12 protein-coding genes are annotated in these 14,820 nt (G+C 53.1%); 11 read left to right on the top strand and 1 reads right to left on the bottom strand.

Annotated features, from left to right (window positions below; genetic code table 11):
- Window positions 1–438 precede the first annotated feature (438 nt).
- From ald to SQ11_RS09050, 8 genes are all read left to right on the top strand, one after another.
- On the top strand, window positions 439–1,587 hold the full coding sequence (gene ald, locus SQ11_RS09085) for an alanine dehydrogenase (RefSeq protein WP_052494121.1): 1,149 nt from the start codon (window positions 439–441) through the stop codon (window positions 1,585–1,587).
- Window positions 1,584–2,486 carry a PEP-CTERM sorting domain-containing protein gene (locus SQ11_RS09080; RefSeq protein WP_052494120.1) on the top strand — a complete coding sequence of 301 codons (903 nt, stop codon included), beginning with the start codon at window positions 1,584–1,586 and terminating at the stop codon, window positions 2,484–2,486. The genes ald and SQ11_RS09080 overlap by 4 nt, the downstream gene beginning before the upstream one ends.
- A gap of 251 nt (window positions 2,487–2,737) precedes the next feature.
- Window positions 2,738–4,474: a YbaL family putative K(+) efflux transporter gene (ybaL, locus tag SQ11_RS09075; protein ID WP_041513837.1), complete on the top strand. Its 1,737-nt coding sequence runs from the start codon at window positions 2,738–2,740 to the stop codon at window positions 4,472–4,474.
- Between the two features lie 313 nt (window positions 4,475–4,787).
- Window positions 4,788–5,141, top strand: coding sequence for an arsenate reductase (glutaredoxin) (gene arsC, locus SQ11_RS09070; protein WP_041513836.1), 354 nt, complete (start codon window positions 4,788–4,790; stop codon window positions 5,139–5,141).
- A 95-nt stretch (window positions 5,142–5,236) separates the two neighbouring features.
- On the top strand, window positions 5,237–5,605 hold the full coding sequence (locus SQ11_RS09065; RefSeq protein ID WP_232297949.1) for a hypothetical protein: 369 nt from the start codon (window positions 5,237–5,239) through the stop codon (window positions 5,603–5,605).
- A gap of 311 nt (window positions 5,606–5,916) precedes the next feature.
- Window positions 5,917–7,431, top strand: a complete 1,515-nt coding sequence (locus SQ11_RS09060; protein WP_052494119.1) for a HAMP domain-containing sensor histidine kinase — start codon at window positions 5,917–5,919, stop codon at window positions 7,429–7,431.
- The gene (locus tag SQ11_RS09055; protein ID WP_041513834.1) at window positions 7,428–7,982 is read left to right on the top strand and encodes a hypothetical protein; all 555 of its coding nucleotides are present in this window, start codon (window positions 7,428–7,430) and stop codon (window positions 7,980–7,982) included. The genes SQ11_RS09060 and SQ11_RS09055 overlap by 4 nt, the downstream gene beginning before the upstream one ends.
- 386 nt (window positions 7,983–8,368) lie before the next feature.
- Window positions 8,369–9,742, top strand: a complete 1,374-nt coding sequence (locus SQ11_RS09050; protein WP_041513833.1) for a sigma 54-interacting transcriptional regulator — start codon at window positions 8,369–8,371, stop codon at window positions 9,740–9,742.
- Window position 9,743: 1 nt separating this feature from the next.
- Here the strand turns inward: SQ11_RS09050 and SQ11_RS09045 are convergent, their stop codons facing one another.
- Window positions 9,744–11,306, bottom strand: a complete 1,563-nt coding sequence (locus SQ11_RS09045) for a LodA/GoxA family CTQ-dependent oxidase (RefSeq protein WP_041513832.1) — start codon at window positions 11,304–11,306, stop codon at window positions 9,744–9,746.
- Window positions 11,307–11,454: 148 nt separating this feature from the next.
- On the opposite strand from SQ11_RS09045, the gene SQ11_RS09040 reads away from it, so the two are divergent.
- From SQ11_RS09040 to SQ11_RS09030, 3 genes are all read left to right on the top strand, one after another.
- Entirely contained in the window at window positions 11,455–12,249 is a 795-nt protein-coding gene (locus SQ11_RS09040; protein WP_306463971.1) for a dienelactone hydrolase family protein, read from the top strand.
- Between the two features lie 15 nt (window positions 12,250–12,264).
- Window positions 12,265–12,936, top strand: a complete 672-nt coding sequence (locus tag SQ11_RS09035) for a phosphoribosyltransferase (RefSeq protein WP_041513831.1) — start codon at window positions 12,265–12,267, stop codon at window positions 12,934–12,936.
- Between the two features lie 64 nt (window positions 12,937–13,000).
- A complete protein-coding gene (locus SQ11_RS09030) occupies window positions 13,001–14,422 on the top strand; it encodes an erythromycin esterase family protein (RefSeq protein ID WP_041513830.1) in 1,422 nt (473 codons plus the stop codon).
- Window positions 14,423–14,820: the final 398 nt, after the last annotated feature.

Raw genomic sequence — 14,820 nt, 5'->3', positions numbered from 1 at the left:
GTGTTCATTGGGAGTCGCAGCCTTGGCCACATCGCCTTTGTGAAGGACTGATCAACCTATCCTCACCTGACTGCTCGCTCGATTCGTGAGAATGCATTCCGCGCGTCGCGGCGAGCGGCCACTCCCGCTTAAGTTTGTTCTCATGCCGGAATGGAATGACCATTCCGCGTCGTTGAGCCTGTCCTGCCTCCAGAAACTGCTCACTTCACCTTGCCGCACTACCGGATTCAGGGTTATTTTTTACAGCGACCCTGGGATCGGGTTGTATACTTAATAAGAAAGAATGGATCTATCGAGAGTTCCTTGATGCCCGCCGGTAAAGTGTTTTTATTGCCGTATAGAATTATCTGGCGAGACAAGATTATCTGTAAAATTCTTTGTATCGAATTCATCTTTGCGGAAGAATAAGTTCAATTTTATTCAGTCAGGAACAAAAGCATGCTGATCGGATTGCCCAAGGAAACCAAGGATCACGAAAACCGGGTTGGACTGACACCGAGTACAGTCAAAACCTTGACGCGGCATGGACACCGGGTGGTGGTACAGAGCGGAGCGGGGGAGGGGAGTTTCATTTCAGATGCGGAATACCAGTCCGCCGGGGCCATGATCGTTTCCCGCGCCGAAGACGCCTGGGGAGCGGAAATGGTGATAAAGGTCAAGGAGCCCACCGCGGCGGAATATCCCTATCTGCATCGAGACATGATTTTGTTTACCTATCTTCACCTGGCCTCGGATAAGCCTTTGACCATCGCGCTGCTGGAACATGGTGTGACAGGCATCGCCTACGAAACGGTTCAGACGGAAGGAGGTCAACTGCCGCTGTTAACGCCCATGAGTGAAGTCGCGGGACGTATGGCCGCTCAAATTGGAGCGACATATCTGCAAAAGACATATGGTGGCCGGGGCATATTGATGGGCGGCGTACCGGGTGTGGCGCCGGCTAACGTTGCAATCCTGGGAGCGGGTATCGTCGGTACCAATGCCGCTCGCGCCGCTATCGGGTCCGGCGCCCAGGTCACCGTGCTCGATATCAATCATGATCGCCTGAAGTACCTGGATGACATTTATCAAGGGCAACTGCAAACGCGCATCAGTGATGAGTATAATATTGAAGAGATGGTCTACAATGCCGATCTGGTGATCGGTGCCGTTCTGATTCCCGGTGGACGGGCGCCTTGGCTGGTGACAGCCGGAATGTTGCCGAATATGCGAAAAGGTTCCGTAATCGTGGATGTGGCGGTTGATCAAGGAGGGTGCGTCGAAACCACCCGGCCTACCACTCATAGCAATCCAACCTACGAACTCGACGGCGTGGTGCATTATTGTGTCGCCAACATGCCCAGCGCGGTCCCGCGCACCAGCACCTTCGCCCTGAATGCTCAAACGGCTTTTTATGCATTGCGTCTGGCGGATGAAGGATTGGATGCCATACGAAAAAATCTGGCGTTACAATACGGTCTTAATACGTACCGGGGGTCGGTCACCTATCCTGCGGTCGCAAAGGAATTTGGCCTGAGCTATCTTGATCCATTGCAAGCATTGGAGCATACCTTGAGCGGTTCAACTACCAGGAGCCAAGCAACATGAAATTAGCATACCCAGTATTCCTCGGCATATTGCTCGCTACGAATCAGTCTGTTTCAGCTAATATCGATATTCATTTTGATTATCGTTACGACAGTTCAGGTTTTTTTACCGGCGCTAACAGTTCGCGTCAGAATTTATTGAATGCGGCCGCTTCAACATTCGAGAGCCGTTTTCAGGATGATCTGACCGCGATTACGTCATCGGGATCGAATAGTTTTGATGTCAGGTTCTTTCAGCCGGATAACGATAATGAGGTTAGCATTTCCAATTACAGTATCGCCGCGAATCAGATCGTGGTGTTTGCCGGTGCCCATAATTTGGGTGACACATTAGCGGTGGGCGGTCCGGGGGGATTCTCCAGCAAAGGTTCCACTGATTTCGTCAATAATGCATCCAGCAGAGGTCAATCCGGAGCCCTCACACCCAGCGAGACCGATTTTGGGCCATGGGGTGGAGCGATCTCCTTTAACAGTACCTCCAATTGGTATTTTGATTCTGATACCACTACAAACGAATCTTTTTCCGGCGTCGATCTTTATTCAGTAGCCGTACATGAGCTGGCGCATGTGCTCGGTTTTGGCGGGGCCGATTCCTTTGACAGACTGATCTCCAACGGCTCATTTACGGGTCCCGCCGTTAACGCCCTGCTGGGTTACAATCCGCCCCTGGCGGGTGATAGTCACTGGGCAAACGGACTTAGCTATCTTGGCCAGGAGGCTGCGATGGATCCCTCTATCGCCTCCGGGCAACGCAAATATTTTACAGAGCTTGATAATGCCGCTATGAAAGACATCGGCTGGCAAGTTTCGTCCGTGCCCGAAGCGGAAACCTGGGCCATGATGCTGGCCGGTTTGGGATTGCTTGGCTGGCGTTTCCGCGCATCTCGGCATAGAGGCTGAGTGCCGGGGAGAAGTATCCGCCCCCTATGCCAGTCAAATTTGGTGGTCGATGTTCATATTTTAAATTTGGCACTATGATCTACAAAGGTTTCTTTCGTCACTAATTATATTCATTCAATATTCTATTTTTCATCTTGGCGGACGCGGAACCCGAACCAAATTTGCGTTCTCATGCCATCCTGGAGTTCCGCGCCGCGATCCATGCCCAAATCATCGGTGCGGTGATTAACCCTGTCTAAACGGCACGATAAATGCCCCATAGCGTTACTCTGATCACCACCATTGCCGTCAGTTTCGGTCTTGCTTTACTTATGGGGCTTATTGCCAATCGCCTGAAATTGCCGGTACTGGTGGGCTATCTGGTTGCGGGGGTAATCCTCGGTTCCAATACGCCAGGCTTTGTGGCCGATATGGAGCTGTCGGGCCAACTGGCGGAAATCGGTGTCATTCTGCTGATGTTCGGCGTGGGGCTGCACTTCTCCCTGGACGACCTGCTGGCAGTTCGGCGGATAGCACTGCCTGGTGCGATCGTGCAGATTGTGGTGGCAACCGCTCTTGGTGCGACGGTTGCGGTCGCTTGGGGCTGGGACTTGGGTGCGGCGATTGTGTTTGGTGTGGCGCTTTCCACGGCGAGTACGGTCGTACTCCTACGGGCGCTGGAACAGCGTGGCGTGCTCAAATCCGTCAATGGATCGATTGCTGTGGGCTGGCTGGTGGTTGAGGATTTGGCAATGGTTATGGTGCTTGTTCTTTTGCCGCCGCTGGCTGGTTGGCTGGGTACCTCTGCCGACGGCCCGGTGACGGGCCCCAGCTCGGACCTGCTGGTAACGCTCCTCCTCACTTTCGGCAAGGTGGCAATCTTCATCGCGCTCATGCTTATTGTGGGAAAACGGGTTTTTCCCTGGCTGCTTTGGCATGTCGCGAGCACCAACTCGACCGAGCTATTCATTTTGAGCGTGATTGCGGTGGCGATCGGCATCGCCTACGGTTCGGCGATGCTCTTCGGTGTTTCCTTTGCGCTCGGCGCTTTTTTCGCCGGAATGGTTATGAGAGAATCCGATTTGAGTCATCGGGCCGCCCAGGACTCCCTGCCGCTCCGGGATGCCTTTTCGGTACTGTTTTTTGTCTCCGTCGGAATGCTGTTCGACCCGAACGTCCTCATCGATCAGCCGCTGCTTGTTGTCGCCACGCTTGCGATTATTATCATCGGCAAATCGCTGGCTGCCTTTCTGCTGGTACTTGCTTTTCGCTACCCGCTCAATACGGCATTAACCGTGTCGGCCAGTCTTGCCCAGATTGGCGAATTCTCGTTTATCCTTGCAGCGCTCGGTGTTTCCCTCGGACTTCTGCCGATCGAGGCCCAGAGTCTTATACTCGCGGGGGCTTTTATCTCGATCACGCTCAATCCCCTGGTATTCCAGGTAATCGAACCGGCACAGGAATGGATACGCTCCCGTTCCAAGCTTGCCCGCGTTCTGGAGCGTTCCGACGATCCTCTGGCGGAGCTGCCGATGACGGTTGCCTCAAGCTACGTGACCAACCATGTGGTGCTGGTGGGTTATGGTCGGGTCGGCCGGCATATTGGCGAAGCGCTGATCGAACAGGGGGTGGCGCTCGTTGTGGCGGATCAGAATCGCGAGATGGTCGAAGGGTTACGCAGGCATGGAATCCATGCCGTGGCGGGCGATGCCGCTGAACCGGCTGTGCTTATACAAGCGCATATCGCGCGGGCCAAAATGCTGGTGATCGCAGTTCCCGATGCGCTCCGTGCTCGCCGGATGATAGAAACCGCACGGATGCTCAATCCACCGGTCGAGATCATTGTGCGTACACATAATGAAGAAGAGGCGGCCCTCCTGCGAAAAGAAAGCGGGGGTACGGTACTTCTGGGCGAGCATGAGCTTGCGCTCAGCATGACTCGCCATGTCCTAGTAAAATTCAGCAAACAAGGAATCCATACCACAGGGATCAAAGCAGAGCATGGGTGAAGGCGGGCAGAGTTGCCCTGGTCAAGAAGGCGCCCTGTTCGAGATTCCACGGCGTCGTTTTTTTTGCCCGTCCCCATAGTGGCATATCCATATAAAGAACATATCGCCCGGTTTTTGATTCTTGTGGAGTATTTTAGTCACGAACTTGTAAGTTTTGCTAAAGTAGCGTTATATAGGGTCGGCCATACTCATCAGCCGGCTGTTTTAACGTTGACTCAGTGAGATGCGGGTTCTTACAGGCAGCCCTTCCTTCGGAGCTCGCGATGCGGATCGGGGGCGACGGGGCTGCAGGATGGAGACAGGAGGAAATTGCATGAGTAGCAGGATTACCATTTATCACAAGCCCACCTGCAGTAAATGCCGGGCGACGCTTACACTCCTCAAGGATAGCGGGCAAGAGTTCGATGCCGTCAATTACTATGAGATCCCTCTAACCGCCGCGGCACTGCGCGAACTGATCGATAAACTGGGTGTGCCGGTACGCGACGTACTGCGTAGCGACGAACCGCTCGCGCGTAGCCTGAAGCTGGCTGAGCGGCAGTTGCCGGATGACGAATTAATAAAGATTATGGTGGAGAATCCGGATCTGATTCAGCGGCCGATTGTCGTGCGTGGCGATGAGGCCGTGTTATGCCGGCCACCGGAGAACGTGACCAAATTGTTGTAATGTGGTTGAATGAAGCCGTACCTCGACAAGCCCGGCGGCAGGCAGGGCGGTGGGGTCGTAACAGTACCTGACAGGAAAGGCGGGAGGATATGAAGATGAAGTCAATCGATATGTTGCGGCTGATCAGCCCGCTTGTCCTCGCATCGCTGCTGGGAATATCCACCACCGCAGCGCATGCGCAATGTAGCGGATGCCTGTGTCCGGGTAATCCATGTAAATTATGTGCATTACCACCTACAAAAGATATTTCTCCCGCCGGAGATGAAGTGGCGGCGTGCGTCAAAATCCGGGAGAAAGTACCACCGGTTTCAAAAAATACAGAGCCAAACGAGCATTATGCCAGTCTGAACAATTCGATGCGGGAGTGCGTAAAAAACGGCGGTGATGTTATTGTCAATTCGCGAAGGAACAAGGAATTTCCTTCCAAGCATTATTGCAAGCCCTACATTGCTTCAACGCCATAGACTTACCCGCTCCAAATCTGGATGAACGCCGCGACACGAAGTTCTGTGCCAATAAGACTATTCAGATTTTCTGAATTATCGGCATAATCTAGAGATAATCGCATATGGTCCTAAATCCGGTATTAGGGGAATGATGTGCACAGTTTTGTGGCACATGGCTGCATTTGCAACGTCATGGAATATAACAAGCCATTTCACATCGTTGCGCCTTGCCCCGCAGCCAAAATATCGCACACTTCATCCCGCCCGCTCGTCGGATTTAGAATGGATTCAGGTATCGGCCTTGGCAAGTCGCCAATCAAAGGATAAAAATGGTTGTTGATGGAGATACCGTAAAGCAGGAGGGTGGTATTGGCGCTACTTCCATTTCACGGATGCGGCGCAAGAAGCCAAAATCCTTCCTGAAATTGATTCTGTTCGGATTTGCGCTGGTGGGCTTGCCGCTTATCATCGCTCTCGTCAATAGCGCATTCTCCATTGACCGGTTGGCGGATCAAAGCCGCAGGGCCGTATACCAGGCGGCGCAAATTGCGCACGGCAGCCGTGTCCTGGCGGATGAAATTGCAGCCATGGAACGTGCTGTGCGGCAAACACACATCCTTGGCGATACGTCCCTGCTCGAAAATTACTTCAGGGCACATGAGAAGTTCGAAAGCGCCTCAGCCAATCTTTTTGAGCTTTCCCTGCATACTGAACAAAAACAATTGCTGGAGCAAATGCAACTATTGGAGATATCTATTTTCGGTAACGTATCGGCCAGAGAAAAGTCACCGGAAGAGCTGCGCGATCTGGTTGGCAAATTCGTGCCCCTGCGGGATTCGGCGCGAACCTTTTCGGCGGTCGGTTATGCGTTGATTGAACGTGAGGTAGGCGAAATGCAGGATATGGCGGGGGATGCCCGCTTTACCGTCGGATGGCAGCTGCTTGCCTTGATTCCGTTCGCGATTCTCCTCGCATTCATCTTTTCACTGCGGATTGCGCATCCAATACGCCAGATTGACGAAGCGATTCGTACCATGGGGGAAGGTGCGCTGTTTAAAGCGATAAGAGTGGACGGTCCTCAGGATTTAAGGTATCTCGGCGAACGCCTGGACTGGTTGCGCCGTCGGTTGCTGAAACTGGAAGAGCAGAAAACCCGGTTTCTACAGCACGTTTCTCACGAACTCAAGACACCGCTCACCGCCATGCGCGAAGGTGCCGACCTGCTTGCGGAAGGCGTGGTGGGAGAATTGACCGAAGAACAGCAGCGTATCGCGAATATCCTGTACAGCAACAGCGTACAATTACAGCGGCGTATCGAGGATTTGCTGAGCTACAGCGCGCTCCAGACGGAGAAAGCCGCACTGGTGAAACGTCAGGCGAATCTGGCGAAAATTCTGGATACCGTATTACAAGATCAGAACCTTATCACCATGAGTAAGGGCTTGAAAATCGAGGTCTCCTGCCCGGAGTTGATAATTGACTGTGATAAACAAAAAATTAAAGTTATTGTGGATAATCTGTTATCGAACGCAATTAAGTTCTCTCCTCCTGGCGGGTGCATAAAAATCTGGACAAGCAAGGTAGACGAGACGGTGCAATTCGATATCCTGGATGCCGGCGCCGGTGTTGACGAGGCGGATCGCGAAAAGGTATTCGAGCCTTTCTATCAGGGGCGGCAGGTACTCGACAGTCATATAAAGGGAACGGGACTGGGGTTATCCATCGCGCGCGAATACGCGCTCGCGCACGGAGGGAATATAGAGCTGATGCAACCGGTTGTTAATGTCAATGGCGCCCATTTTCGTCTTACCCTGCCGATCCGTGACCCGGAAGGAACCTTATGAGTAACGCATACCAGAAATTCCGGATTCTACCGGTGGTGATACTGACGTTGCTAACCGCCTGTACCGCCATCCCTGAAAATCAGCAACCTGGGGGGCTATTGCTGTCCGACTTGATCGTAATCGGTCAAATGGAAGATCTGATGCAATATTACGATTCCTTGCGCAAGCAGCCGCCGGCGGAACTCGCTCGCGTGTACGATAAGGTAAAGCAAAATTTTGTACAGAATAAAAGTGAGGCAAACCGGGCGAGATTGATATTACTTCTCATTCTGCCCAACACTCCCTTCCGCGACGTGAATTCAGCGCTTTATCTGCTCAACGAATGGCCACGCGATGTGAAACCCGTGACGGGCTTGCAAAGTTTCAGAAATTTACTGGCGACGCTGCTTGCGGAACAGCAGCGGCTAAGTAATAGCGTGGATGAGTCAGCGCTAAAATTAAACGAGTTATCGATAAAATTGAAAGAAGAGCAAAAACGGGTGGAAACGCTGCAAAATCAGATTGAAGCGATTAAAAGCATGGAAAAAAATCTTATTCTCAGAGGCCTATGATCCTAAATCCGGTCGTTGATCGCTTATTTATTAGGTTAGCGTTATGATTAATAACAACGGCTTATACTATTTGAGCCGCACCTTTTGGGTGAGGCCGCTACGGGGTAGATTGCACGGTTTTTACGGCGCATGGCAGCGTTGCAACGCCTTGGAACGGAGGTGCTCCGGAGCGTCGCACGAGGGGGCCCCGCGAAGCGGGGATCGGGCTGCGAGGGGGGACGCCGGACCGCGTTCCGAGGCACCCACATCCCGCCACGGGGACACCCCTTCCTGCGGAGGGCACTGCTCCGCCCCGCGGGCCGCGCCATTCCGCGCCGCTGCCGTTGCCCTGCATTTCAGAAACCGCACATTCTGCTCCGTCCAACTGCCGGATTTAGGATAATAAATTGAATAAAAATACTTCCGATTCCAAGCCAAGAATCCTCATCGTCGATGACGATACCGATCTCCTGGAACTCCTCACGATCCGGCTTACAGCCGCTGGCTACAAAACGGAAGCCGTGCCAAGCGCGGAGGCGGCCCTCAATTATCTGGATGTGTCGCGCCCGCAGCTCGTCATCAGCGATATGCAGATGAGCGGGATGGATGGAATGGCACTATTCGAACAAATTCACCGTACGCTACCCACATTGCCAGTGATAATTCTGACAGCACATGGCACTATTCCCGATGCGGTCGCGGCTGTTCAGCGAGGTGTATTCGGTTATCTCGCCAAACCTTTTGACAGTAAGACGCTGCTGGCCAATATCAGCCAGGCTCTCAGGTATGTCCCCGGCGCGGCGGGACAAAACGATATGTCAAAGGCATCCTGGTCCAAAGGTATCATTACGCAAAGCGCGGTGATGGAGGATCTCCTCACCAAGGCGGGACTGGTGGCGGAAGGGGATGCAAGTGTGCTAATTTATGGCGAGAGCGGTGTCGGCAAGGAATTGTTCGCTCACGCCATACATGAAGCCTCCAAACGTCGCCATTACCCATTTGTGGCGATAAATTGCGCGGCAATTCCGGAACAACTATTGGAATCCGAATTGTTCGGACATGTCAAGGGGGCATTCACAGGGGCGGTAAGGGATCACAAAGGCTTGTTGCAATTAGCGGAAAGGGGAACGCTGTTCCTGGATGAAATCGGGGACATGCCACTGTTGCTTCAGGTTAAATTATTGCGTGTTCTCCAGGAAAGGCAAGTGCGCCCGGTTGGATCCATGCAGACCATCCCTGTGGATGTCCGTATCATTTCCGCAACTCACCGTGATCTCAAGGCCGAAATCGCTAACGGCAGTTTTCGAGAAGATCTTTACTACAGATTGGATGTCGTAGCGTTAACCATCCCTGTCTTGTCCCAGCGGCGTGAGGATATTCCTTTGCTGGTGAATCATTTTCTTGGCATATTTTCAGCGAAATACGATAAAAGTATTAATGGGTTTTCTCCCGAGGCAATGGAAATGCTGGTTAGTGCCTCATGGCCTGGTAATGTGAGGCAGCTTATGAATGTTGTGGAGCAGTGCGTGGCCTTGAGTACCGCCCCCTTGATTTCGCCGGTATTGGTATACGATGCCATGCACAAGGAGGAGGAGCAACTCGTATCTTTCGAGGACGCGCGCAAGAGTTTCGAGAGAGATTATCTGGTTCGCGTGCTGAAAATCACGGGCGGCAATGTGACTCAGGCTGCGCGCCTCGCCAAACGCAATCGCACTGAATTCTACAAACTTCTTCAAAGATATCAGCTCGACCCCTCCGTTTTCAAACAGCCGCAGGGTTGATTCAAACTTGACCCTCGATGGGATTACGCTCGTCCTCAACAAACTTCTCGCCCTTCTTTACAATAAAGCCAAGCTCCGTCCACCATCGGACCATATCGCCGTAGTCTTGTATGCCCCGCGAGAATGACTGAATTTCTCCTGATGCGGTAACGACGTCGACAGGGCGCTGGGCGGGCCACCATAGTTCGCCGCAAGCGAGAAAGTCGGCCTGCCACGGCAACGCCATGCGCTCGGTCAGGAAACCGGGTGGGAGGGTGTGCTTGATTCGAAATGATCCTTCGTAAGTTGCAGCTTGAGCGATAACGTATGTCACTTCAATACCTGGAAAGAACGGTGCGCCAATGCAGCCTTCCAGCGACGCTCGCGTCAGGGCATCGGGTCTTTGTTCCAGCGGCAACTCATCAAGCGGAACGGGTACCGGTTCAGCCGTCCAGTCGGGATCAAAATTGCCCTGCGACCATTTTTCCATCATGGCGTATTGATATTCCGTCAGTGCGGTGTACTCGCCTTGCTCGGGGTTGTCAGGATCGAGGCCGCTATTCACTTTTGGCATGGCCGGCGGCAGTTGTGGCGGAGGCGTATTGGGATCGACGTGCGTATTAGGTTTCATCAGCCATCGGAAGACTGTTTCACGTGCGGATTTTCCGTTTTCGGTCTTGTCCGCCAATTTGCTTAGTCTTGCCACATTCAGAAAATTGCCGGTTGTGCCATGGTGACGATTTTTCTGCTCCACCACCCAATGCAGCATTACCGTTCGCTTCAGGATGGGATAGATATCGCGTGTGAATGACGGTACGTTTACTATGAGACGCGGCGAGAAATTCCTCGCCGCGACATTGAGTGCCTGGTCGTACCAGGTCGTGACATTTTCAATGCCCGGTGCATATGATGGCGGAGCTACGACAGCCCACGCACCCCCTTCCGCCGTGACGGGCGCTTCATTATTGACTTCCACCACGGCGCTTACCGGGCCATCGGAAACGCCGTCATACCAGCCATCATTGTTCGCGAAACTGTCCAGGCCCCGGCCGATGGGCGAGCCTGATTTACCGGGTCCGCCAACAACGATGAGGCGTCCTTTTTCGTCGGTCAGTAGCCGTCCCAGCGTAACTTTTTCGCTCCCCTCGATGTTGCCATTTCTTATGAAGTTAATTTCTCCACTGAGCGGCAAGGCAGTTTTGTTTTTTCCGGATATTGACTTTAATGAAGCATCCACGACTAGTCCGGCACGATCGTAATCAGCGTTCCGCAAGGAAGAAGACGGACCTCCCGGGGGGAAATTCCCTCCCGCCGCTTTGCGATTGACGAGATGAACGCTCCAAGTAATTTTTGTCTTGTTATCCGGTATAACCTCGTTGTCCAGCGTTTCCTTACCAAACTCATCCCGGGTGAATTTATAGACTCTGAAGCGGACACCTTGTGGTTTTATTTTTCCCGATGAACTATCACGATAGGGTCCGTCTGGAACGATACCCGGAGATTCCGGACCCAGGAAATAGCCGGTCTCGCTGTTTCCTATCCGGGCGACTCCTATTGCCGGGTAAATCCGGTAAATTGTTTTCATTTTTTACCTGCTCCCTATAAAAGTTGAGAAAGAAATCGGTATCGTTTTTACATAATAGTACGAGGGAATGACAATTTCCGTAATTTTTCCATACTGGGCAATCAATCGGGCGACGTAGCGCCGATCCCGCAATAGGAAACATGCAGCTATGTTCGGAATCGCACGGAAATCGCCCGAAGCTTCCATCAAAGTTATTTCGTTTGGTAAAACGCAGCCCGCTGGTGCCCGTTTCGATACTCTGTCCGGCCTGTTGCATAAAATTGGAAGTCCTATGCCCGTCCGACCGCTACACCGTCTTCCCGAGCCTACGGCTTTACGCATACCGGCGGGTGGCGTGGTGTTGAGTGCGGATTTGGCCGTGCCTGCGGGCGCGCAAGGCATTATTGCATTCGCCCATGGGAGCGGCAGCAGTCGGCATAGCACCCGGAACCGTTATGTCGCGGAAACGCTGAACGGATATGGGTTTGCAACACTCCTTGCCGATCTCCTGACGGAGGAGGAAGAGACCATCGATTTGCGGACACGGCATCTGCGCTTCGATATTCCAATGCTGGCGGACAGGTTGGTTGATGTTGCGGCATGGCTGCAAAGCCAAGCTCAGACGAACCGTTTCAAGATCGGCTGGTTTGGTGCCAGTACCGGTGCCGGCGCCGCTTTGATTGCGGCGGCGCGACGTCCACAAAATATCATGGCTGTCGTTTCACGTGGTGGCAGGCCGGATCTTGCCGCGGATTATCTGGCGAAAGTCACAGTGCCTGTGCTGCTTATCGTGGGGGGAAACGATTTCCAGGTTCTGGACCTCAATAAATGGGCGTTAGCACGGCTCAATGCCCAGTCAAGACTGGAAATTGTGCCAAACGCCACGCATCTGTTCGAAGAGCCCGGTACGCTTGAAGCAGCCGCACTCCTAGCGGCCCAGTGGTTTCGCGATCATTTGAATTAGCAGGGGACCTATCCAATGGCGGCCACTTTTCACCGTTTCGCAAACAGAACGGAAGCGGGGAAGTTCCTAGCGGATGCATTATCCGGTTATGCCGGCAGAAACGATATTTTCATTCTCGCACTGCCGCGGGGCGGCGTCCCGGTGGCTTATGAAGTGGCAAAAGCCCTGTCTGCACCACTCGATCTGTGGCTAGTCCGCAAGCTTGGTGTGCCGGGACAAGAAGAACTGGCGCTGGGTGCGCTGGCGGGAGAAAATATCCGTGTTCTCAATCAGGATATTATCGATCTTCTGAATATTGATCAGACCGTTATTGATGGCATCATCGCCAGGGAGCGGGCAGAGCTGGAAAGACGAAACGCGCTCTACCGCCAGGGGAAGCCGCCGCCCGATTTAGAGGGAAAAACCATCATTATCGTCGACGATGGCCTTGCCACAGGCGCGACCATGCGGGTTGCGATTGCGTCCCTTCGCCATTCGGGCGCTGCACGTATCATTGTGGCTGTTCCGGTTGGCGCGGTCTCCACCTGCGGCAAAATCGAGAAAGAAGCGGATGAGCTTATATGCCTGCACATGCCAGAGCCTTTTTATGGTGTCGGACAATGGTACGGCGATTTTTCCCAGACCTCGGATAATGAAGTGCTGGCTCTTTTGAACCATGCCGCCAAAAACCCCGGCAGAACCCTATAGTCCCCAGAGCCATAAGTTATCCGCTGGCACCGGTTTTTTCCCGGAATAAGTGGAGGAGGATGGTATGTCTGATTTCAATCCGGATCATAAGTTGATGGTTGCGCTGGAAAGGCAAGCTCAGTCCCTGCTAGGTATCGATAGTGATTACGACGCGATAATACAGGCCGTCCAGGGGGATGCTTCAGGAAGCACCGAGGGAAAAATATTCGTCCTCATCGGTGAAGCCACTCATGGCACGGCGGAGTTTTACCGGATTCGCGCTGAAATTACCCGGCGTCTCATCATGGAGGAAGGTTTTGACGCCATTGCCGTTGAAGCCGATTGGCCGGATGCTTACCGGGTTAACCGCTATGTGTTGGGCCAGTCGGATGATATGGACGCAGACGCGGCTTTGTCGGACTTTGAACGGTTTCCCACCTGGATGTGGCGTAACATCGAAATTCAGGCGTTTGTCGAGTGGCTGCATCATTTCAACGAAGAGAACAGAGGTCTTAAGGGCGGAGAAGGCCGGAAAGCGCAAGTGGGACAGCCGCGGCCCACGGAATACCCCGGTTTCTACGGTCTTGACTTGTATAGCATGACAACCTCCATGGAGGCAGTGCTGGGGTACCTGGACAAGATCGACCCAAAAGAAGCGGAAGCCGCACGGGGACGCTATGCGTGCTTTGGCCAGTTTATCAATGATCCTCAGGCATATGGCTATGCCATTGCCTCTGGTAGATGGGATTCATGCGAGCAGGAAGTCATCACCCAACTTATACGACTCCAACAAAAAGCGCGTGTCTATATGGAAAGGGACGGTATTTTTGCCGGAAATGAATATTTTTCGGCGCAGCAAAATGCCGAATTGGTAAAGAATGCCGAGGAATATTATCGCGCTCTGTTCAGAGGCCGGCCCAACACCTGGAATCTGAGAGACCGGCATATGTTCGAAACGCTGGAGAAGCTTGCTGCGCACCTCGGCGCCCGACTGGGACGGAAGGCGAGAATCGTTGTTTGGGCCCATAATTCTCATTTGGGTAATGCAGCGGCAACCCAGATGGGACGTCGCGGCGAGATTAACATCGGCCAACTGGTCAATGATAAATACGCGAACAAAGCGCTTCGTATCGGTTTTTCGACCAGCCGCGGTACGGTGACGGCAGCGTCGGACTGGGATGGACCAGCGGAAACCAAGGCGATCCGTGAGCCGTTGCCCGGCAGCTATGAAGAAGTTTTCTCACGGCTCGAAAAGAAGCGTTTCTACATTGACCTGAGAGGCAAAAACGAAGCAATTGGCATGCTGGCGGACGAAAGACTACAGCGGGCTATCGGCGTCATTTATCGACCCGAAACCGAGCGCATGAGTCATTATTTCCATACATCCCTGCCACGGCAATTTGATTTCATGATCCATATCGACGAAACGCAAGCACTGGAACCATTGCCCTCATTCGTTCATCCAAGGCCAGGGGAAATGGATGAAACTTATCCTTCGGGGTTCTAGCCCGGGATAGGTCCTCCGGAAGTCATCATATGCGGCATGAATGATGCCATTGGGTGGATAACGTTAAATCCCTGCATGCCTACTGGAGTGCTGGCGGTCAGTTTGCGACTATTTCGCCGCATGCGCGGCGACTTTCCCCAATCGCCAAAACAGTCGGCTCATCATCTGCGATCCGGTGAAATATCCGGGCTCGGCGGTTCCGGGCACTACTTGGGACGGCATGGCGATCCGAGGTGGTGTGCAAACAACGAGTTGTGGCGAGATTGGCATGCATCAGCCATTCCCAGACAAGGTGGCGGTTGTGCCCAGATCCCTTCAGAAATTTCTAAGGGTTTCCCTTAGCATAAAACCAGGGTTTCCCCAATATACTCATGCTGTTGACTCGGTTAGGATACAGT

It is taken from the genome of Nitrosospira sp. NpAV, from assembly GCF_000832065.1.
Classification (GTDB): Bacteria; Pseudomonadota; Gammaproteobacteria; order Burkholderiales; family Nitrosomonadaceae; genus Nitrosospira.
Note: the sequence above shows the minus strand (reverse complement) of the source record. Positions and strands in the feature narration are given on the sequence as shown.